The 19,864-nt window shown below is 65.0% G+C and carries 17 protein-coding genes and 1 pseudogene; 3 read left to right on the plus strand and 15 right to left on the minus strand.

The genetic code is table 11. The features are described 5' to 3' along the window. Window position 1 precedes the first annotated feature (1 nt). The 4 genes and pseudogenes from ACZ46K_RS05500 to ACZ46K_RS05515 form a co-directional block, all read right to left on the minus strand. Entirely contained in the window at window positions 2-886 is an 885-nt protein-coding gene (locus ACZ46K_RS05500; protein WP_054807864.1) for a LysR family transcriptional regulator, read from the minus strand. Between the two features lie 4 nt (window positions 887-890). Next, window positions 891-1,760: a LysR family transcriptional regulator gene (locus ACZ46K_RS05505; protein WP_054810749.1), complete on the minus strand. Its 870-nt coding sequence runs from the start codon at window positions 1,758-1,760 to the stop codon at window positions 891-893. A gap of 249 nt (window positions 1,761-2,009) precedes the next feature. Beyond that, window positions 2,010-2,638, minus strand: a pseudogene (locus ACZ46K_RS05510) (thioesterase II family protein). 26 nt (window positions 2,639-2,664) lie between these two features. Beyond that, window positions 2,665-3,936 carry an MFS transporter gene (locus ACZ46K_RS05515; protein WP_464747103.1) on the minus strand — a complete coding sequence of 424 codons (1,272 nt, stop codon included), beginning with the start codon at window positions 3,934-3,936 and terminating at the stop codon, window positions 2,665-2,667. Between the two features lie 178 nt (window positions 3,937-4,114). Here ACZ46K_RS05515 and ACZ46K_RS05520 point away from each other — a divergent pair, with 178 nt between their 5' ends. Further along, window positions 4,115-7,651, plus strand: a complete 3,537-nt coding sequence (locus ACZ46K_RS05520) for an ABC transporter ATP-binding protein (RefSeq protein ID WP_464747105.1) — start codon at window positions 4,115-4,117, stop codon at window positions 7,649-7,651. 84 nt (window positions 7,652-7,735) lie between these two features. On the opposite strand, the gene ACZ46K_RS05525 is transcribed toward ACZ46K_RS05520, so the two are convergent. The 4 genes from ACZ46K_RS05525 to ACZ46K_RS05540 all read right to left on the minus strand — a co-directional run bounded on the left by ACZ46K_RS05525 (window position 7,736) and on the right by ACZ46K_RS05540 (window position 11,842). After that, entirely contained in the window at window positions 7,736-8,497 is a 762-nt protein-coding gene (locus ACZ46K_RS05525) for a crotonase/enoyl-CoA hydratase family protein (RefSeq protein WP_464747107.1), read from the minus strand. 1 nt (window position 8,498) lies between these two features. Next, complete coding sequence (locus ACZ46K_RS05530; RefSeq protein ID WP_054810588.1) at window positions 8,499-9,572, minus strand: MBL fold metallo-hydrolase; 1,074 nt, start codon at window positions 9,570-9,572, stop codon at window positions 8,499-8,501. Further along, complete coding sequence (locus ACZ46K_RS05535) at window positions 9,569-11,125, minus strand: long-chain-fatty-acid--CoA ligase (protein WP_464747109.1); 1,557 nt, start codon at window positions 11,123-11,125, stop codon at window positions 9,569-9,571. Before ACZ46K_RS05535 ends, ACZ46K_RS05530 begins: the two co-directional genes overlap by 4 nt. 117 nt (window positions 11,126-11,242) lie before the next feature. Next, the gene (locus ACZ46K_RS05540) at window positions 11,243-11,842 is read right to left on the minus strand and encodes a TetR/AcrR family transcriptional regulator (protein ID WP_054806507.1); all 600 of its coding nucleotides are present in this window, start codon (window positions 11,840-11,842) and stop codon (window positions 11,243-11,245) included. Between the two features lie 135 nt (window positions 11,843-11,977). Between ACZ46K_RS05540 and ACZ46K_RS05545 the strand changes: the two genes are divergently transcribed. Beyond that, complete coding sequence (locus ACZ46K_RS05545) at window positions 11,978-13,117, plus strand: SRPBCC family protein (protein WP_464747111.1); 1,140 nt, start codon at window positions 11,978-11,980, stop codon at window positions 13,115-13,117. 15 nt (window positions 13,118-13,132) lie between these two features. Next, window positions 13,133-13,462, plus strand: coding sequence for a hypothetical protein (locus tag ACZ46K_RS05550; protein ID WP_054806504.1), 330 nt, complete (start codon window positions 13,133-13,135; stop codon window positions 13,460-13,462). A gap of 50 nt (window positions 13,463-13,512) precedes the next feature. On the opposite strand, the gene ACZ46K_RS05555 is transcribed toward ACZ46K_RS05550, so the two are convergent. The 7 genes from ACZ46K_RS05555 to ACZ46K_RS05585 are packed head-to-tail and all read right to left on the minus strand — an operon-like array spanning window position 13,513 to window position 19,845. Then, window positions 13,513-13,836, minus strand: coding sequence for a putative quinol monooxygenase (locus tag ACZ46K_RS05555; protein WP_054810586.1), 324 nt, complete (start codon window positions 13,834-13,836; stop codon window positions 13,513-13,515). Window positions 13,837-13,847: 11 nt separating this feature from the next. After that, a complete protein-coding gene (groL, locus tag ACZ46K_RS05560; protein ID WP_464747113.1) occupies window positions 13,848-15,497 on the minus strand; it encodes a chaperonin GroEL in 1,650 nt (549 codons plus the stop codon). Window positions 15,498-15,528: 31 nt separating this feature from the next. Next, window positions 15,529-16,554 carry an NAD(P)-dependent alcohol dehydrogenase gene (locus ACZ46K_RS05565; protein ID WP_464747116.1) on the minus strand — a complete coding sequence of 342 codons (1,026 nt, stop codon included), beginning with the start codon at window positions 16,552-16,554 and terminating at the stop codon, window positions 15,529-15,531. After that, the gene (locus ACZ46K_RS05570; protein WP_054810525.1) at window positions 16,551-17,300 is read right to left on the minus strand and encodes a metal-sulfur cluster assembly factor; all 750 of its coding nucleotides are present in this window, start codon (window positions 17,298-17,300) and stop codon (window positions 16,551-16,553) included. The genes ACZ46K_RS05565 and ACZ46K_RS05570 overlap by 4 nt, the downstream gene beginning before the upstream one ends. After that, window positions 17,297-18,340, minus strand: coding sequence for an amidohydrolase family protein (locus ACZ46K_RS05575; RefSeq protein WP_054807220.1), 1,044 nt, complete (start codon window positions 18,338-18,340; stop codon window positions 17,297-17,299). The genes ACZ46K_RS05570 and ACZ46K_RS05575 overlap by 4 nt, the downstream gene beginning before the upstream one ends. A 60-nt stretch (window positions 18,341-18,400) precedes the next feature. Further along, window positions 18,401-18,742 (minus strand): propane 2-monooxygenase effector subunit MimD, encoded by a 342-nt coding sequence (gene mimD / locus ACZ46K_RS05580; protein WP_054807221.1) that lies wholly within the window; start codon window positions 18,740-18,742, stop codon window positions 18,401-18,403. Next, window positions 18,739-19,845 carry an aromatic/alkene monooxygenase hydroxylase subunit beta gene (locus ACZ46K_RS05585; RefSeq protein ID WP_464747119.1) on the minus strand — a complete coding sequence of 369 codons (1,107 nt, stop codon included), beginning with the start codon at window positions 19,843-19,845 and terminating at the stop codon, window positions 18,739-18,741. Before ACZ46K_RS05585 ends, mimD begins: the two co-directional genes overlap by 4 nt. Between the last annotated feature and the right edge of the window lie 19 nt (window positions 19,846-19,864).

Genomic DNA, 19,864 nt, shown 5'->3' on the forward strand with positions numbered 1-19,864 from the left:
CTCAGACGCGTTCCGTTGCCGATTTCACCAGGTCGACGAATGCTCGCCCGGCCTTCGACAGAGTTGCGGGATCGAACACCAGGCCGAATGCGCGGGTGAAGCTCGGCTCACAGGGCCGGACGACCGCGACGTCACGAACGGACTCTGCGAGCGAACGCTCCAGAAGCGACCCGCCGAGACCCGCCAGCACCATCGGCAGGCGCGCCTCCCGGTGACTTGCCAGCACGGCGATACGCGGCCTGTTACCTTCCTGACGCATCGCAAGGTCGAATTCGTCGCCCAGGGCCCCACCGCCGCGCGGCACGAACACCATGGGAATCGGTGGCAACGCCGAGAGTGTGATCGGACCGGGTGGGAGCTCGGTCCCCGGTGGGTAGACGAGCCAGTACTCGTCCTCGCCCAGCTCGATGACGTCGAGTCCGAGCTCACTTTCGACGGGCAGATGCGCGACCACGAACTCGCAGTGCCCGTCGCGGATCAGCGCAGCCGAATCCCGCTCTGCGCGGAGATCGCCGAAGCGCACCGTCGCCTTCGGGTGGGCGCGTCGGAACTGGGCGACCAGATCGATGATCGGGCCGGTCGCGAGTGCAGGGAACACCATCAGATCGAGGCTGCCCGTGACCTCGGCCGACGACGAGGCCAGCAGCTCTTCGACCCCGGCCACATCACGCAGTATCTGGCGGCTCGGTCCGATGAGAGTGTGACCGGCTGCGGTCAGGACCATGCCCCGGCCGATCCGGTGGAACAACTGCACACCCAGCTCGCGTTCGAGGCTGCGGAGGGCCTGCGACACCGTCGGTTGTGCAACCCCGAGCGCGGCGGCCGCACCGTTGATGCCGTCGTTCTCGACAACTGCGAGGAAGTACTCGATCTGGCGGAATTCCATGTGTCTACGCTCCCGGTTTCGTGCCGGTTGCCGCCGAGATGAATGCGGCCGCGGCCGGTGACGGTTCCCCGGCTCGAAGGACGAGTCCGACGGGCCGGGCAAGCGGCGGATCGAGCGACCGGACCGTGGCGCCGGGGAGTTGCTGTTCGGCGACCCGGCGCGGCACCACCGTCGCTCCGGTTCCGCGCATCACGAACTCTCGGATCGCGGAGGGATGAGCGCAGTCGACGACGACGTTGCCGGAACCCAGCAGCTCACCGGTCTTCGCGGCGTCGGCGGGCGACCCGAGGTCGATGACAAGGGGAACCTTGCGCACGAGTTCGCGCGGCACCGGGTCGGGAAGCCCGGTGGCGAGGTCGGGGTGCAGGGCGAGCACCATTTCCTGCTCGAGGATGGGGACTGTGATCATGCCGGCGTGCTCGACCGACAGATCGGTCACCCCGATCTCGGCCTCGCCGCGGCGGAGCGCGGAGTGCACACCGGCCGGGCCGTCCACGTCGGAGATCGACACGACGATGCCCGGATGACGGGCTCGGAACCGGCGGACGAGTTCGACGACGGGGTGGATGGAGAACGCCGAGAACGTGACGATCTCGACGCGACCGGACTCGAGTTCTCGGACCGACGCGACCTTGCTCTTCGCACGGTCGACGTCGGCGAGGATACGGCGCGCCGCGACCTCGAGAGTCCGGCCGTCGTCGGTCAGGGTGAGGCGCCGACCGGTCCGGTCGAACAGGGTTGTGCCGAGCCGCCGTTCGAGGGTGCGGATGGCCTGCGAGAGCGATGGCTGTGAAATATAGAGGGCCTGTGCGGCTTTCGTGATTCCACCGTGGTCGATGACAGCCACGAAGTAGGTCACGAGATGCAGGTCCACCCGTTCATATTAGGCGGTCATGTATTCCGAGGCGCAGCAGTACCCGGTCGTCGGCTCCGTTGCCGGGCCGGTGACCTGCCATCGAGATGGTTTCCCTCTCACGGTCAGGCCGGATCTGCAATAGCAGAGAGCATCTGCGCGACCTCTTCCTCGCTCATGTTCTCCACGGCATCGTGGCAGTGGACGTACTGATCGTCGGGATCCGCGGTGTGCGCCGTCCGAGGGTCCGGATCACGTCGTCGAACGGTCTCACAACCGCGTCGACCAGGGGCTCATGACGCGGTCGAGTGCCGCGTGGAAGGTGCCGGTGTTCTCGGCCGGGAAGAAGTGTCCGCCCGGGAGCACTTCGGATCGGTATCGTCCCCGGGTCATCTTCTGCCACGCACGGACGTCGGAGGTCTCGACCGTGGGGTCGTCGAGGCCAGCGAAGGTCGTGATATCGGCGGCGAGCAACGGGACGGGTTCGAGGCGATAGGTTTCCACCAATCGGTAGTCGTCGCGGATCGGTCCGAGGAGCATCGCGCGGATGCCGGTCGCCCGTCGCTCTCCAGTCGCCGCGCGACTTCGAACGCAACCAGCGCGCCCATGCTGTGCCCGAAGAGGATCGGAGCGTCGATCTCGGTGGCCGATAATTCCCGGGCAATCGAATCAGCGAGTGCAATAAGAGAATCCGACGGTGAATCGTCGAGTCGGTCTTCCCTGCCCGGGTACTGGACGACGATCACGTCCACATCCGGAGTGATGCCGGTCGCGAGTCGCCGGTAGTACGACGCTCCGCCACCCGCGTGCGGCAGCATCACCAGCCGGTGCCTGGCCGAGGGCGTGCTGCGGACTGTCCGGAGGGATGGTGACGTGGTGTTTCCGACGTTGTGCAACATGGGACTGATCCTTGGGAAGTGAGCGGTCAGGGGACCTCGGAGGGCATGGCGGCGAGCACGGGTGTGATTCCCCTGCCGACCACCACCACACCGGCGGCTGCCAGGAGTGCGGCGACGACCGTGACGGGAACGAATCCGGCGGAACCTGCAGCGGCGATGCCGAGTCCACCGGCAACTGCCATCGCGATGCCCGAGACGGTCGTGAAGAGTGTGAAGTCGGTGCCGGCGGATTCGTGCCGCACCAGGTCCATCGAGATCGTGTACACGATCGCGCCCGAAGCGGCGAAGCCGATATTCGACAATGCCACGACGAGTATCACAGCGGTGCGGCCGTCGGATCCGAGCGCGAGCGCGACGGTGCCCAGGCATGCCGCCACCTGGGTCAGGCCGAGCGCGACCAGCGACAGTCGGCGTCCGAGTCGTCGGATGAACATTCCCGCGGCGACACCCGACACGATGCCGAAGGCGCTGCCGGCGATCACCACGACGGTGCCGATCTCGGATTCGGACCACCCGGCGTCGACGAGCATCGGGCGCACCAGGTTGTAGGAGATCGTCCCGCCGGCTGTGTACACGGGTAACAGGAGCAGGGCCCACCGGGCGACCCCCGGGCGCGTGAAGAACTGCGTGATCGTCTTGCGGGTGACGCGTGGTCGTGGCTGTGTGGCGGTGGTGGTCTTCTCGTTCCAGGCCAGGACGAAGGGCAACGGAAGGGCGCTCCATACAGCGAGAACGAGGGCTGCTGCGGCCCAGCCCGCAGCGCCGTACACGAGGAGAACGAGCCCGCCGCCGACGATCTGGGCGACGCAGCTGCCCGCGGATTGGAAGCCGTTGCCGATCCCGCGGTCGGAGGGCGTGAGCAGCCGCGTCGTGGCGGCGTCGGCGGCAACGTCCTGGGTGCCGGCCACGATGAACAACGCGGCGAAGACGACCAGCGCGGGGGAGAAATTCTCCGCGGGGTCGAGGAGAGCGAGCGATGCGGCGCCGACGGCGAGCAGTGATTGTGTCGCGAGCAGCCAGCCGCGGTAGTGGCCCAGCCGTGAGGAGCCGTATCGGTCGACGAGCGGCGCCCAGAGGAATTTGAGAACGAGGAGAGTCGCGAGCCCGGTCGCAGCTCCGATGGTGGCAAGGGAGACACCGTTCGCCTGCGCGATGGTGAGGAACGCGTAGGTGAACATGCCCAGCGAGAGGTTCTGCGTGCAGTACAGCAGTGCCACGAGCGTCAAGCGTTGTGACCTGGACATGGTCGAGGGCGGGTCCGGGGCGGGATCGGCGACGGGAAGAGGTGAGGTGGACATAGGTCTCCGGGCATCAGAAAGCTATCGAGAAACGTCGGCGGTAATTGCGAGGGAAACGAACACGGTCCCCATTTGAGGTGAGCCTAAGCTATCTTATTGATCATGAACAGTCGTACGACGACAGTCGAGCTGCCGCTCGAGGCCGGACGACGCGGGCCTACGCGTGTCTGAAATACTCATGCGCCGAAGGGTTTCGCTGGTCTTCAGTGCGGTGGCCGCGATTCTCGGCGCACTTGCGGGCCTAATTCCCTTCGTGGTGGTCTATCTGGTTGCAGTGGATCTCTTCGTTTCCGAAACGCCGCGCACCGACCGCATCACGAGCCTCGTGGTCCTGGCGGCAGCGGGGGTGGCCGCGAAAGTCGTTCTGCGAGCTGTCGCAAACTGGCTGTCGCACGTGACCGCGTACCGGGCGCTGGCCGATCTACGTCTCGAACTCGCCGACCGTATCGATCGGATGCCGTTGGCGAGAGCCAGATCCCGCAGTGCCGGCGAACTCAAGAAGGTGGTGCAGGACGACGTCGAGCAGCTCGAGCTCGGCTTGTCGCATGCCATTCCGGACATCGCCTCCTCCATTGCCGTCCCACTCGCCACCCTGGGTGTGATGTTCTGGATCGACTGGCGAATGGGGCTTGCGGCGGTCGCGATCGTCGTGTGCGTCGTCGCGTGTATTGCCTGGGCGGTGGGACGCAGTGCCGATCTTGCTCCTCGAGAATCCGCGATCGGCACCGCCCTGAATGTGTCGGTTGTCTCCTTTGTTCGAGGCATTCGTGTGATCCGAGGGTTCGTGCGGCCCACGAGTTCGTTCGTCGACGTCGAGCGCGCGGTTGCCGACAGCGAGGCGATCGAGAATCTCAAGACGTCCAGGGGCCGCGTCGGGGCCGTCTCCGCAACCGCGTTCGCGTCGATCAGCGTCCTGTTCCTGCTCCCACTCGGGCTCTACCTCGTCCACACCGGATCGCTCGATGTCGCCGAACTCGTGTTCTTCCTGCTGGTCGGTGTGGGATTCGCGCAGCCGCTGATGAGCTTGACACTCAGCGTGGCCGTCCTGCAGTACCAGGTGGAAGCGGGATTGAAGAACATCGGAGCGATCCTCGCGGAGGAAGACCTGCCGCGAGCGGAACATCCGCGCTCGCCGGCCGGCAGCCGGATCGAACTCGCCGACGTCCGCTTCGCATACGGCGACAACACGGTTCTCGACGGCATCGATCTCACGATCGAACCCGGAACATCGGTCGCCCTGGTGGGCGGCAGCGGCGCCGGTAAGACGACACTGCTGCGGCTGCTCGCCCGTTTCGCCGACGTGACCGGCGGCGCAGTGAGGTTCGGTGGTGTCGACCTGCGACACATCGACCCGATCGAACTGGCCGGACTCGTGGCCTTCGTCCAGCAGGACGACTACGTCTTCGACGACACCGTGACCGAGAACATCCGATTGGCCAGGCCGGGTGCCACCGACGATGACGTGCGCGAGGCTGCCCGACGCGCGCGCGTCACGGAGTTTCTTCCCGACCTCGAAGACGGCTGGGACACGCGACTCGGAGCCGGCGGTGGCCGGCTCTCCGGTGGTCAGCGTCAACGCATTTCGATTGCCCGTGCGTTCTTGAAGGACGCCCCGGTGGTCCTTCTCGACGAAGCCACCGCGTTCCTCGATGCGGAGAACGAGCAGGCCGTCGTCCGCGCTCTGGCGGACCTCGCCGAGGGTCGTACGGTCGTCACCGTCGCGCACCGCCTCGGGTCGATCACCGGATACGACCGCATCCTCCTTCTCGATGCGGGACGCATCGCGGCTGCCGGCACGCACACCGAACTGCTTGCATCGAGCGCTGGCTATCTGTCGCTGTGGGAGGACTATCGCGCCGTCGACGGATGGCGCCTGGAGCCGGCCGACGACGCGACTGTGCAGACGTCCAGATCTACCGTGCCACCTATTGATACAGAGGAGCCGGACGCCAGCGATACGGATCGCGCCCCTGCGGTCGCGGATCTTGCTGCGAAAGGCCCGGTGGCGCAATGGTTCGCAATGCTCGGCCATCACCGCTCGACTTTCTTCCGGCGCGGTCTCTGGCGCGTGCTCCTCGAAGGCGCGCTCACGAGCGCCCCGATGCTCGTGGTGTTCATCGCGTTGTTCACGGCGCTCGACGGACCGGTCGAGACGTCCGATGTCCTCACCCTCAGCGGTGCGCTGCTCGTTCTGTTCATAGCGCGTGTCGTGATCGGTGTGGATGTCGCCCGGGTCTGGTGGCCGGTGACGCAACGCGCAATCGCCGACCTGCGACGATCGGTCCTGCACCGGCTGCGTCGCGTGCCGCTCGGGGCCTTCGACCGAATGGATGCGGGCCGCACCTCGACCCTGGTCGTCTCCGATCTCGCCCTCGTCGATTTCGTCAACCTGCCGGGCAAACTCGTGGTCGCCATCGTGCAACCGGTGCTCGCAACGATCGTGCTCGCCGTCCTCGACTGGAGACTCGCCGTGGCGGCGTTGATCGGCGTCCCGGTGTTCCTCGGACTGCTCGTGGTTGCAGACCGGGCCCAGAGCGCGATCAGCACCGACGTCACCGATGCCCGCCGGGAAGCGAACACGGCTCTGCTCGAGTTCGTGCGTGGAGCTGCGGTCCTGCGCGCGTTCCCTGATGCACCCCAGGCCGTCCGCTATCGCAGTGCAGTCGAGCGCCTGCGTCGTTCGAGCGTGGGGATGGCCGTGCGCACGAGCCCGCTGACCGCGGTGGCGACCGTAGTACTCGAACTCGGCTTCGTGGCCCTCCTATGGCTCGGAAGCACCTTGTTCCTCGGCGGTGAGGTCGCCGCAACGACACTGTTGCTCTTCCTGGTGATTGCGCTCAATCTGTACCGGCCGTTGCAGGAGCTGCTGGAGCTTAGTACGTATCGGCATCAGCAGGATCGGATCGCCGAGCAGCTCGGTGGCGTGTGGGACATCGAGGAACTTCACGAACCCACCGAACCGACACTCATATCCGGCACCGACGTCGAATTCCGCGACGTGCGGTTCTCCTACAACGATGACGAAGCACTGCGTGGTGTGTCGTTCCGGGCCGAATCAGGAAAGGTGACTGCCCTCGTCGGGCCGTCCGGCGCAGGCAAGTCCACGGTCGCGGATCTCGTCGCACGGTTCTGGGATGTCGACTCCGGTTCGATCCGTATCGGTGGAGCCGACCTGCGTGAGGTGACCGAGGACGAACTGCGTCGCACCGTCACGACCGTCTACCAAGAGGTCTATCTGTTCCCCGACACCATCCGGTCCAACCTCACGATCGGATCGCCCGACGCGACGGACGAGCAGGTGTGGTCGGCTCTCGAGTCCTCGCAGGCTGCCGACTTCGTCCGAGAACTACCCGACGGGCTGGACGCCGTGCTGGCGGAAGCCGGCGACGATCTGTCCGGTGGCCAGCGACAGCGTCTCTCGATTGCTCGCGCCCTCCTGCGCGACCCCGATGTCCTGTTGCTCGACGAAGCTGTGGCCTCGATCGACCCGGCCACCGAACGTCGTATCCAGGTCGCGTTGTCGCACCTCGTCGCGGGGCGCACAGTAGTCGTCGTCGCGCATCGACTCGACACGATCCGCGGTGCCGACCGCATCGTCGTTCTCGACAGCGGTGGCGTCGACGGCGTGGGCACGCACGACGAACTACTCGAGTCGAGTGCGGTGTACCGGCGTCTGTGGAATGCCCACGAGGTTGCCCACGCGGTCACCGGCTGAAAATGACCGTGTCCACCGTCCCAGGGTTCAGCACCTCGGACGGTGGACACGGTCGTGTTCGGACTCAGTCGTGTTCGGAGTCGGTTACGCGCCGGTCCAGACGGGAGCACGCTTCTCGGCGAATGCCTTGGCGCCTTCCTGGGCGTCGTTCGACGCGAACACCGGGTCGATGAACTTGCGCTGCGCGGCGAATGCGTCGGGGTCGGTGTACTTCGCGGACATCGCCACGACCTGCTTGGTGGCGCGCACTGCGAGCGGGCCGTTCGCAGCGACGCGTGCGGCGAGTTCCTTCGCGACGGTCAATGCCTCGCCGGGCTCGGTGACCCGGTTGACGAGGCCGTGCTGGAAGGCGACCTCGGCGGTGAGCGGGTCGCCGGTGATGGCCATCTCCATGGCCAGCGGGTACGGCAGGATCTTCGGCAGGCGCAGCAGACCACCGGCTGCGGCAGCGAGGCCGCGCTTGACCTCGGGGATGCCGAACTTCGCTTCGCGTGACGCGACGATGAGGTCGGCGGACAGCGCGAGTTCGCAGCCGCCGGCGAGCGCCCAGCCTTCGACCGCGGCGATCAGCGGCTTCGTGGGCGGAGCTTCGGTGATGCCACCGAAACCGCGGCCGGGGATCGACGGGCGTTCCCCGCGCGAGAAGGCCTTCAGATCCATGCCGGCGCAGAAAGTTCCACCGGCACCGGTAAGAATGCCGATGGTGAGGTCGGGGCGTGCCTCGAATTCGTCGATCGCGGCGGCGAGTGCTTCGGACACCTCGAGCGTGACGGCGTTCTTGGCTTCGGGGCGATTGAGGGTGAAGACGGCGACACCGTCGGCGAACTCGGTGAGAACAACGCTCATATCAATTTTCCTTCGTATTCCGGTCGACTGCGGCGGTAGCGAGACTCCAGCGAGCGGGAGTTCCACCATCCGAACGTATTACATCCCGATCGGCGAGAACGATCAGGTGTGCCTGGGTTTCGCGAACGGCGAGCCGCAGGAGTCGCGGGTTCATCGCGTCAATCGGCCGCGACCACGTGATACGAGTCGTGAGCTCCCACGCCGTCGATTCCGGATCCGCGCCGACGGCCGCACGGATTTCGTCGAGACGCTCGTCGTGGTGTGCCATCAGCTGCCGAGCGCGGTCGGTGACGCCGCGGAACCGGTACTCGTGGGCTGGCAGCACCTCGCAGTCCGGCAACGCGGTGGTCGCGTGCAGCGACAACAGGTACCGATGCAGAGGGGACTCGAGCTCCCCGGGCCCCGACGAGATGTTGGGGCTGATGCGCGGGAGCATGTGGTCGCCGCTGAACAACAGATCGTTGTCGCGGTCCACGAAGGCGAGATGTCCGGGCGTGTGTCCCGGTGTCCACACCGCTTCGATGTTCCACCCTGGCAGGTCGAGGCGGTCGCCGCCCGACAGCACGACATCGGCAGACTCGCCCGCCTTGAACCGGACGAGATCGAATCGGGGTGCTTCGACGACGTCGTCCGGAGCACCGAGATCGGTCAGATCCACCCGCCACGCCTCGATGTCGGCTGCCACATCGGCGGGCGTGAAGTGCCCAAGTGCCGTTGCTTCGGCGGTGTGCATCGCGATCGCAGCACCCGTGGTCTCTCGCAGTCGCGGTGCGAGACCGAAATGGTCGGGGTGAAGGTGGGTGATCGCGGCATACCGTACGTCGGTGATGTGGTGGCCGGTCTGCGCGACACCGTCGACGAGAGCCTGCCAGGACTCCTCGGTGTCCATACCCAGGTCGATCAAGGCCAGCCCGGTATCGAGGGCGAGCGCGTAACTCAGCACGTAACGCAGCGGGTTGTGTGGCATCGGGACGGGGATCGACCACAGCCCGGGTCGGACCTCCTCGACCGGGGGCAGCAGTTTCGCTCCCCATGCTTCGCGCTGAGCGACGCCGACGTCTTCGGTGACGATCATGATGCCCCCTTCGGGCTACCCAGGGTGTCGCGCAAAGCACGCTTGAGGATCTTGCCGCTCGCATTGCGCGGCAGCTCGCCGACGATGTGGATGCGTTGCGGCTTCTTGTACGACGCGAGCCGCTCTGTCGTGAATGCGACGAGTTCGGCTTCCGTCGGGCGCTGCGCGCCGTCGACGAGTCGGACAACGGCGGTCACAGCTTCGCCCCAGCGTTCGTCGGGCAGGCCCACCACCGCGACCTCCGCGACGGCGGGATGCTCGGCGAGTACCGCTTCGACCTCGACGGGGTAGACGTTCTCCCCACCGGTGATGATCATGTCCTTCACGCGGTCGGTGACGAACAGGTAGCCGTCCTCGTCGATGTGCCCGGCGTCGCCGGTGCGTAGGAACCCGTCGGCTGTGTAGAGGGCGGCGGTCTCGGCGTCGCGTCGCCAGTAACCCGAGACGTTGTTGCGCGACCGCGACACGATCTCCCCGGTGGCGCCCTGCGGCAGCGGTTCGCTGGTGATGATGTCGCGGATCTGCACTTCGGTACCGGGCAGCGGTGTCCCCGCAGAGCGCAGCAGATAGGTGCGCGCTCCGTGCGGGTCGTGATCGTCGGCGCGGAGTGCGGTGAGCGCGCCCATCGTCTCGGTCATCCCGTATCGCTGCACGAGACGACATTTCAGAGTGTCCATCGTGCGCGCGAGCATCGTCGGGGTGATGGGGGATGCTCCGTAGGCGATCACCTGCAGGCTCGACAGGTCGTGGTCGGCGAGATCGGGCAACTCGAGCAGCATTCCGATCGCAGACGGCACCAGGAAAGCATGGGTGACGCCGAACCGGGCGATCGCCTGCGCGACGAGAGCCGGCTTCATCTCGGCCAGCAACACCAGATGCAGGCCCGCAGACAGGCACGTGCTGGTCCAACCTGACCCGGCAATATGGAACAGAGGCAGGGCATTCAACGATACCGAGTTGTCCCCGAACTCGTAGAGTTCGAAGTTCTCGGGCACGTTGTAGAGGTTGCGGTGGACGGCCACAACACCTTTCGGCCTTCCGGTGGTGCCGGAGGTGTAGAGCTGCAGGACCGCGGTCTCAGGATCATCGCCCAGGCCCGGATCGGTATCGCCACCGGATGCGACCATCTCGTCCCAGCTGCGGGCACCATCGAGGGCTGCCTCACCGACAACGATGACACGCACATCCGGAAGCGCGTCGGCGACTGCGCGGGCGGCGTCGGCGAAGTCTGCCTCGACGATGAGCACGCCGAGCTGCGCGTCAGCCGCGATCCACGCGATCTCGTCAGGGTTGAGCCGCCAGTTGATGGGGGTGAAGACGAGCCCGGCCTTCGCGCAACCGACGAATGCCGCCGCGCCGGGCAGACCCATGCGGAGCAGTGCACCGACCCGGCCGGGTGATGTCGCCAGCGTGGTCAGTGCCGTGGCCACCTTGTTGGTGTACGAGTCGAACTCCGCGTACGTGAGGGTTGTGCCTTCGGCCGTGACCGCAGGTGCGGACGGCTGGGAGGCCGCCAGCTGCCGGATGCGGTTGGGAAGGTGCAGTTCGCTCACAAGCCACTCCTGATCGACGTCTCTCTGCGCGGACTCCCGGTCCGGGGGAATCCCAGTCGATCACGGGTGTGACGTCGACGACAAAGTCCTGCGGCCGCATTCAGCGATAGGGCAAACCTATGTGTGTCCGGGAGTGACGCCGGATTCACCGACGACCGACGCGACGAGGCTGTGCACGGCGTGGGCGAGTCGTTCTGTCTGACCGGTCCGGATGTGTTGCAGGATCACATCGGGGTTGAGTGCGCCGAGGAGGAGGCGGCCGAGGACGGTGGCGTCGACGTCCGGTCGTGTCTCCGCCAGAAGCGTCGCGATGTGTCGCGCCCAGAACACGTTGATCTCGTCCTCCTGCACTTCCCTGGTGGAGTTGTCGTACGCGATCATGAGCTCGACGTTGTCGACGATGAGCTGGAACATCGCGTCGAAATACGCGAGGAGCCGCTCGGGGGCGGGTGCCCCCGGACCGAGCGGGGGTTCGCCGTCGGTCACCGCGTCGCGAAGGGTCAGCGCACGCTCGCGTACGAGTTCTCTCATGAGGCCCGCGCGACTTCCGAACCGGTGGAAGATTGTCCCCTTACCGACGCCCGCCGCTGCCGCGATCTGGTCGATCGACACGTGCTCGGAGCCCTGGGCAGCGAGGAGGGCGTCGGCGGCGTCGAGGATCGCGCGGCGGTTCCGTGCTGCGTCGCTCCGCTCTTTTCTCGGTTGTTCGTCCAGCATCGCAGAGCCCTCCGTTGACAAGTTGACCGGCGGTCCATATCTTCGGTTGTAGTCGAATTGGACCACCGGTCATGTTATCGGGTGTGGCCCGAGGGATTGCATTGCACAAGCGCTACCTGTCGGAAGGATCTGTACATGTCTCACTTTCCGAAACCCGAGGAAGGCAGCTGGACCGAGCACTACGGCATCGACACTGCGCCGATGTCGTACGAGGACTCGATCAGCCCCGAACACTACGAGCTCGAACGCGAGGCGATTTTCAAGCGATCGTGGATCAATGTCGGTCGTATCAACCAACTTCGGAATGACGAACACCGCTACACGCAGGACATCGTGATCGCAGAGGTCACCGTGCTGATCATCGAAGACACCGACGGGACGATAGCGGCACTGGGATTCCCGATCAATGAAGACCCATCCACCGCCGACCTCACCCCCATTCAGGTCGACGTGTGGGAAGGGTTCATCTTCGTCAACCTCGACAACTCGAACACGAACCCGCTACGCGAGAGCCTGGGCAAGTTCGCGGCCGGCCTCGAAGGGTTCCCGTTCGGCGAATTCACCCAACGGTTCACATACCGGTCGGATGTGGGAAGCAACTGGAAGCTCTACATCGACGCGTTCGCCGAGTTCTACCACGCTCCCGTGCTCCACTCGAAGCAGTACGTGGCGGAGGAAGCGCAGAAACTCCAGGGCTACGGGTTCGAAGCCCTGCACTACGACGTGGACGGCCCGCACGGAATGGTCTCCTCGTGGGGCGGGATGGCGCCCCCGAAGGACCCATCGATGGTCAAGCCCACAGAACGCATCCTGCGCAGCGGCAACTTCGGGCCGTGGGACAAACCCGACATCCCCGGACTCGCCGATCTCCCCACCGGCCTCAACCCTGCTCGACATCCCTCGTGGGGCCTCGACTCCTACGTGTTCTTCCCGAACTTCATGCTCGTCATGTGGGAGCCGGGTTGGTTCCTGACCTACCACTATTGGCCGACCGCGTACAACCGCCACACTTTCGAAGGCACGATGTACATGGCGCCGCCGCGCAACGCCACCGACCGCTTGCGCCAGGAGATCGCTGCCGTCACGTTCAAGGAATTCGCACTCCAGGACTCCAACACGCTCGAAGCGACCCAGAAGATGCTCGAAACCCGTGTGGTGAAAGAATTCCCGCTGTGCGATCAGGAGATTCTCCTGCGCCATCTCCACACGTCTGCACAGCGCATCGTCGACGACTACGTCGAGACTCACCAACCCGCGACCAGCTCGGCCGGATAGGAAGTGAAAGACGTTATGACACAGTTGCTTCCCGCAGAATTTTCCGACCTCGAGCCGTGGGCCGACTGGGCGCTGCCCACCGAGGCACAGCGCTACGGCCGGCGTCTCGAGAGCACCATGCCCGAACTGCAGGCCTTCTACGACGCGGCGATTCACCGGCTCGCCGATGCCGCAGCGTATCTCGACACGTTCGACCTCGACAGCCTGCCCGAGGACGCCACCCGGCTGCTGCACGTCTGCTACTCGCTGATCAACATCTCGTTCCCCATCGAGGCATGGCATCAACCTCGCGTACCCGACACGGGTGCTGCAAGCATGGATGCGGTCCTCGAACCGGTTCCGTGACACCACGGTGCGTACCGCCGGTCGGCGGTACGCACCGTTTCTGTTTCCTGTCAGCCGATCTCGAGCTCACCCATCCGGGCCCACTCGACGCCCGGGATCTCCATATTGAGGATGCGCGGCGTCTCGGCCAGCGCCGGACGCATCGCGTCGAGTCCCTTCTCGAAGTGCTCGGACCCGACGTGCGCTGCCCCGGCATCACCGTCGCGGAACGCCTCCACCAGAACGAACTCGGAAGGATCGTCCACACTGCGCGACCAGTCGAACCACAGGTTTCCCGGCTCGGCTCGGGTCGCCTCGGTGAACGCCTTCGTCGTCTCGAGCCACTCGTCCTGGTGCTCGGAGCGGACCTTGAATTTCACCACGATGAAGATCATCGATACCTCGCTCAGTAGATGTTGGACGGCCGGACCATGCCCTCGGCAAGGTCTCCGAATCCGGGCGCGTGGATCGCACCCGGATTGCCGATGACCTCTTCGACGATCGCGGTTTCCGTCGTGATCAGCAAGGCCGCGATCGACGCCGCGCTCTCGAGCGCCGCACGCGTGACCTTGAACGGATCGATCACCCCCTCGTCGAACATGTCGCCGTACTTGCCGGTCAGCGCATTGAAACCATGTCCGAGCGGAAGGCCTTCGACGACCTCGACCACCTGATCGCCCTCGAAGCCGGCGTTGATCGCGATCCATCGCAGCGGTTCGGCGAGCGCACGTCGCACCACGTCGCGGCCGACGGACTCGTCGCCCGGCAGGTCGAGGTCCGCCAGAGCACGGTGTGCCTGGCCCAGCGCCGTGCCCCCGCCCGCGACGATGCCCTCCTCGAGGGCGGCACGGGTGGCGGCGAGAGCATCCTCGACGCGCAGCATGCGTTCCTTGAGTTCGACGCTCGTGGCACCGCCCACCTTGATCACCGCGACACGGCCCGTGAGCCGAGCCAGACGCAGCTGCAGGGCGTCCTGGTCGGCATCGAGGCGTGCCCGTCCGAGTTGGGTCTCGAGCTGTCCGATCCGCGAGTCCAGCAGCACGGTGTCGCCGTGGCCGCCGACGATCGTGGTGTCGTTCTCGGTGACGGTGATGCGGTCGCACGAGCCCAGGTGTTCGAGCCCCACCTCGGAGAGTTCGACGCCGGTATCCTTGGCGATGACATGTCCACCGAGCGCGACCGCGAGGTCCTGGAGCTCAGCGACACGGCGGTGCCCGAACCCCGGCGCACGCACGACGACGGACTGCATCGTCTTGTGCATGTTGCCCCCGACGAGCAGCTGCAATGCGGGGCCGTCGACGTCCTCAGCGAACACGACGAGGGGCCGGTCGGCACGCTTGGCGGCTTCGATGGTCGGCATGATGTCCTGCACCTGGGAGATCTTCTTGTTGGTGAGCAGAACCACCGGGTTCTCGTGCACGGACTCCATGCGCTCGAAGTCGGTGACCATGTATCCGGATATGTAGCCGTGGTCGAACTCGATTCCGTCGACGACCTCCACGGACATGCCGAGCGTGTCGGATTCCTCGGTGGTCACGATCCCGGTGCGCCCGACATGGGCGACGGCCTCGGCGATCACTTCGCCGATCGCGTCGTCGTCGCTCGCGGCCAGTGTTGCGATGCGCTGAAGGTCTCGCTGCTCCGACACGGTGACCGAATTCGAGCGCAGAGTGTCGACGACAACCGGAACCGTGCGTTCGATCCCGCGCCGCACCCGCATCGGATTGGCACCCGCATCCACCGCGCGCAGGCCCTCGCGCACCATCGCCTGCGCAAGGACGGTGGCGGTGGTGGTGCCGTCCCCGACGCTGCCGTTGGTCTTCATGGCGACTTCCTTGACCAGCTGCGCACCCATGTTCGCGAACGGGTCGCGCAACTGGATCTCGCGGGCGATGGTCACGCCGTCGTTGGTGATCGTCGGTGGTCCCGTGAGCTTTTCGAGCACGGCGTTACGTCCTTTGGGGCCGAGCGTCACCTTGACGGCGTCGGCGAGGGCATTGACACCGTACTCGAGCAGCAACCGGGCTTCCTGGTTGAACCGCAGGTCTTTTGCCATGATTCGTGTCCTCCGTGGGTGAGCGAGCGGTTCAGGGAACGAGAATTGCGCGGCCCCGGACGAGACCGGCGTCGAGGTCGTCGATGGCCTGTTGGAACTGGTCGAGCGGGTACTTGGTGGTGTGCAGCGTGACCTTGCCCTGCGCAGCCAGTGCCATGAGTTCCTGCAGGTCGTTGTACGAGCCGACGAGGTTGCCGATGAAGTTGATCTCGGTGGAGATGACGTCGATCGTGGGGATGTCGATGTTCTCGCCGTACCCGACCACGTAGTAGTTTCCGGCCCGTCGCAGCATTGCGACACCCTCCTTCGTCGATCCGCCTTCACCGACGAAGTCGACGACGGCCTCCGCACCCTTGCCGCCCGTGAGGTCGAGGACCTGCTGCACGTGCGTGCCGTCGGTGACGATTGCATGATCGGCGCCGATGTCACCGGCGAGTGCGACTGCGTCGGGATTGCGGTCCACCACGATCAGTGTCGCCGCCGACATCGCAGCGAACACCTGGATTCCGATGTGGCCGAGACCGCCGGCACCGATCATCACGCACACATCGCCGGGGCGAAGAGCCTTGGCGGTCTTCGCCACCGCGTGGTACGCGGTCAGTCCCGCGTCGGCGAGCGCAGCCACGTCGGCGGGCTCGAGTGAGTCGTCGATGCGGACGACGCTCCGAGCCGTGGTGCGCAGATACTCTGCGTAGCCGCCATTGGTGTCGATGCCCGGGAACTGATTGTTCTCGCAATGCACGTCGTCGCCGAAACGGCACGCTCGACACTGCCCGCACGTGATGAGCGGGTGCAGGATCACCTTGTCCCCCACAGCGACATTGGTGACGGCACTGCCCACGGCATGCACCCAGCCCGCATTCTCATGACCGATCGTGTACGGCAGTTCGACGCCGCTCTTCTCCTCCCACTGACCTTCGAGGATGTGGATGTCGGTGCGGCACACCCCGGCGCCGCCGACGCGGACGATGACATCGAGTGGGCTCTCGATCTCGGGCTCCGGAACGTCGGTCAACTGCAGTTCGGTGTGGTAACCCACGACCTGCACGGCCTTCATGAAACCCTCCTGGCGGTGATGGAAGTTGTTCGGGCATCGATAATTCGAGTGACCGACGCATCGTTGTCGCCGTACCGGGTGGCGAGCAGTCCGCGGCAGAAATGCGAATTGCCCTCCATCGAGATCCGGACCGACTTGGCGAAGCGCAACCGCATGGGCACAGCGTCGCGGGGGACGGGTTTTCCGTCGTCGTCGACGAAGACACGTCCGGCGGGGCAGACGCTCAACCCGATGCCGATGCGCCGGCGCAGCAGCGCCGACTTCTCGGGCCCCTTGGGAAGGTCGCTCAACGTCAGCGCGAAGATGTCGTCGACCTCGAGACCCGTCTGCTTCAACAGTTTCTCGATGCAGCGTTCCATCGCAGCGGTGTGCGCCTTGCGGCGGAAGATCCGACGGAGGTCGTCGAGGCTGTCGCCGGCCTCCACACCGAACGTACCGCGGTATCCGGCATCCGCGGCGAGACCCGCATTGATCTTGTCACTGTCGTGATGGTCGTCGAGCAGGATCCGGACCTCACCTGCTTCGGGCATCAGACGCAGGGCATCCTGTGCGTCGGAAGCCATGAGATATGCGAAGTTCGGTGAACAGAACGAGGTGGGAAGGCGCAGATGTATCGTCACTCCGCGATCGTCGAGGATCACCGACCGGACGAAGCCCAGGTCGGTGATCGGCTCGTCGAGCTCGGGGTCGACGACAGTTGCGAGTGCCTCCATGACCTCGTCCACCGTGACGCCGACCCGAATCATGACGCCACAGCTTCCTTCGCTCCCGCGGCGACCTCGACTCCGCTCTGCCCCGCCGGCTCGTCGAGCCGGAGGTGTTTCGGTACGTCGATGTCGTACAGCGCCGCTGCATTGAGACCGAGGATCTTCTTCTTCTGCTCGAGGGTGATCGGTGCGTATTCGGTCATGTCCTCGGGGATCTGGAAGTCCACGAACTTCTCGATCAGCCATCTCGGTGTCCACAGCGCGTAGTCACTCGAGAACAGGATCTTGTCCTCGCCGATCCAGTATAGGAGTTCACCCATGATCTGCGCGAAGTAGCGAGGCCGGGTATGGATGAACGGAATAGCCACGGCCAGACCGCCGTACACGTTCGACTCCTGCGTGGCGATCCAGCAGAAATCTTCCAGGCGCGGCAGGCCCACGTGCTCGACGATGAACTTCAGATCCGTGTAGTCGGTCGCGACCTTGTCGACGTCGCCGACGTCGAACGAATCCTTGTCCAGTGGCCGGATCGTGGGGCCCTTGTGGACATGGACGTTCTCGATGCCCAACTCGATGCACTCTTCGAGGTAGCGCCGGGACCACTTGTCGTCGAGCTTGTATCCGCGTGAATCACCGAACCATTCGGCCGTATACAGCTTCACGCCCTGCAGGTTCATCCGCTCCGCGTCACGCCGAAGCTGTTCGAGTCCGGCCTTCTCGTTCCGCGGATCGTACGCGTGGTTGTAGGTGAGCTTGTCGGGATGCTTCTGCGCCAACGCGAACGACTCTTCGGTACGTCCGAAGCCGTTGTGGTAGAAGTCGTTCAGCAGAGTGGCCTGGAAGATCGCATGATCTGCGTAGCCATCCTCGAAGACGTCCTTCATGAGCCTGTCGGCACTGTATTTGGTGTAGAGATCGTAATCCCACACCTCTTCTTCGGGGCTGAGGTTTCGGTGGTAGTCGTAGAAACAATCGATGAACTGCTTGCCGTGGATGTTCTTCAGGTTGGGTTCGCTTGCGTCCCAGAGGTGAATGTGGGCATCGACGATGAAGTACTCTTGACCGTCCTTCTTGTACATCTTGTGCCTCGCTCGATTGTCGGGAACTGCAGGGGGCTGTTGGTCATGCAGTCGGTACCGTCAGTGCACGGTGAGGTCGAAACCGATGTACTCGGCGGCGTCTTCGGGGCTGGCGAAGAGCATCGTCTTGTCGTCGAGATGTACCATGCGTCCGTAGTGGGTCGAGCTGATCTCCTCGAACACCGATCCGTCGAACTCGGAGCCGAGAGCGTCGGTGAGTTCGTCGTAGTCGAATTCGAGCAACTTCGTGCCGTCGACGCGGATCATCGACGGATACTCCGTCAGCTCCACACCGTCCTTGGTGCCCATGACATCGGCGACGACACGACCGATCGGCGTGTTCATCAACGTGACACCGCACTTGTTGGAGAACTCGGTGGCGGATCCGAAATTCATGCTCATCGGTCCAGCTCCTTCGGTGTGTCGAGCCCGATGTCGTCGAGCAGGGAACGGAATTTGTCTTCAGCGGCCTCGAGGCTCGTGGTGAACGTGACTGCCCGGTCTGCGGGTTGCGACCAGATGGGCTGCAGCGCTCGTGCTGCGTCGAGGCACCGGGGTACCCATGTTTCGAGCCAGGTGGCGAACAGTGCCTTGTTTGCCTCGCCGTGCTCCTCGTCGCGGGTCAGCAGCTGGAACAGGTTGCGCGAGTACGACAGATCGCGGTCGTAGTCGTGTTCGCCCGTGCCCACGATCGTCGGGGTGATGTAGTCGCCGTTGCGGGCCGCGATCTGCATGATCAGTTCGCTGCGGAACAACGATCCGACGAGCTGCTCGAACACGATGTTGGTTGCGAACAGTAGCTCGCACCAGTCCGGAACGGCGGTGAGCCGTTCGACGACCTCACGCGTGGGTTGCCACTCGGGCGCCGACTGCCACACCTGCTTGTGTGCGGAACCGTCGAACTCTGCCCCCGATTCGGAAAGATCGAGGTTGAACAGTGCGAGGTCCTGCGCGAACCGCATCTTGTGCGCAGCGTTGACGGCAACCGCCGTATTGATCATGTTGCTCGGCCCGGACCGCTGGATCGACGTGAACACGTGCAGCGCAAGGCCGTTCTCGGCGTGCATCCAGGCGCCCAGATTCCGCTCGATGAAGTTGAGCCACGGCGCGTTCCAGCCGTCGTAGGCCCGGGCACGTTTCGCGTTCTTCAGGCACAGATCCACCTGTCGCACGATCGCCGCGTTGTTGCGGAAGATCGTCTGGTCCCATTCTTCGTTCGGATCCCGGAATGTGTGCCAGTCGGATGATTTCGCGGCGGTCCATTCCTTCGGATATCCGCCGGGACCGTCGCCGAAGCCGTAGATCCAGCCCTGCGACAGATGCCGGTCGGGGTCGGGTTGCACATCGACGGTGACGTCCTCGTACGTCGTCGCGCGCAGTTTGGCGGGCTTGTAGTAGTTGTACGTACGGCTCTTCGAACTCGGGAACTCGAGGGCGCCGGCCTCGGCATCAGTGAATTCGATCCGTGGAAAGCTGCGCCGCTGCGGCTCTGCCGTTGCAGTCATCTCGCTGTGCTCCTGTCGT

It is taken from the genome of Rhodococcus sp. JCM 9793 (genome assembly GCF_055380405.1).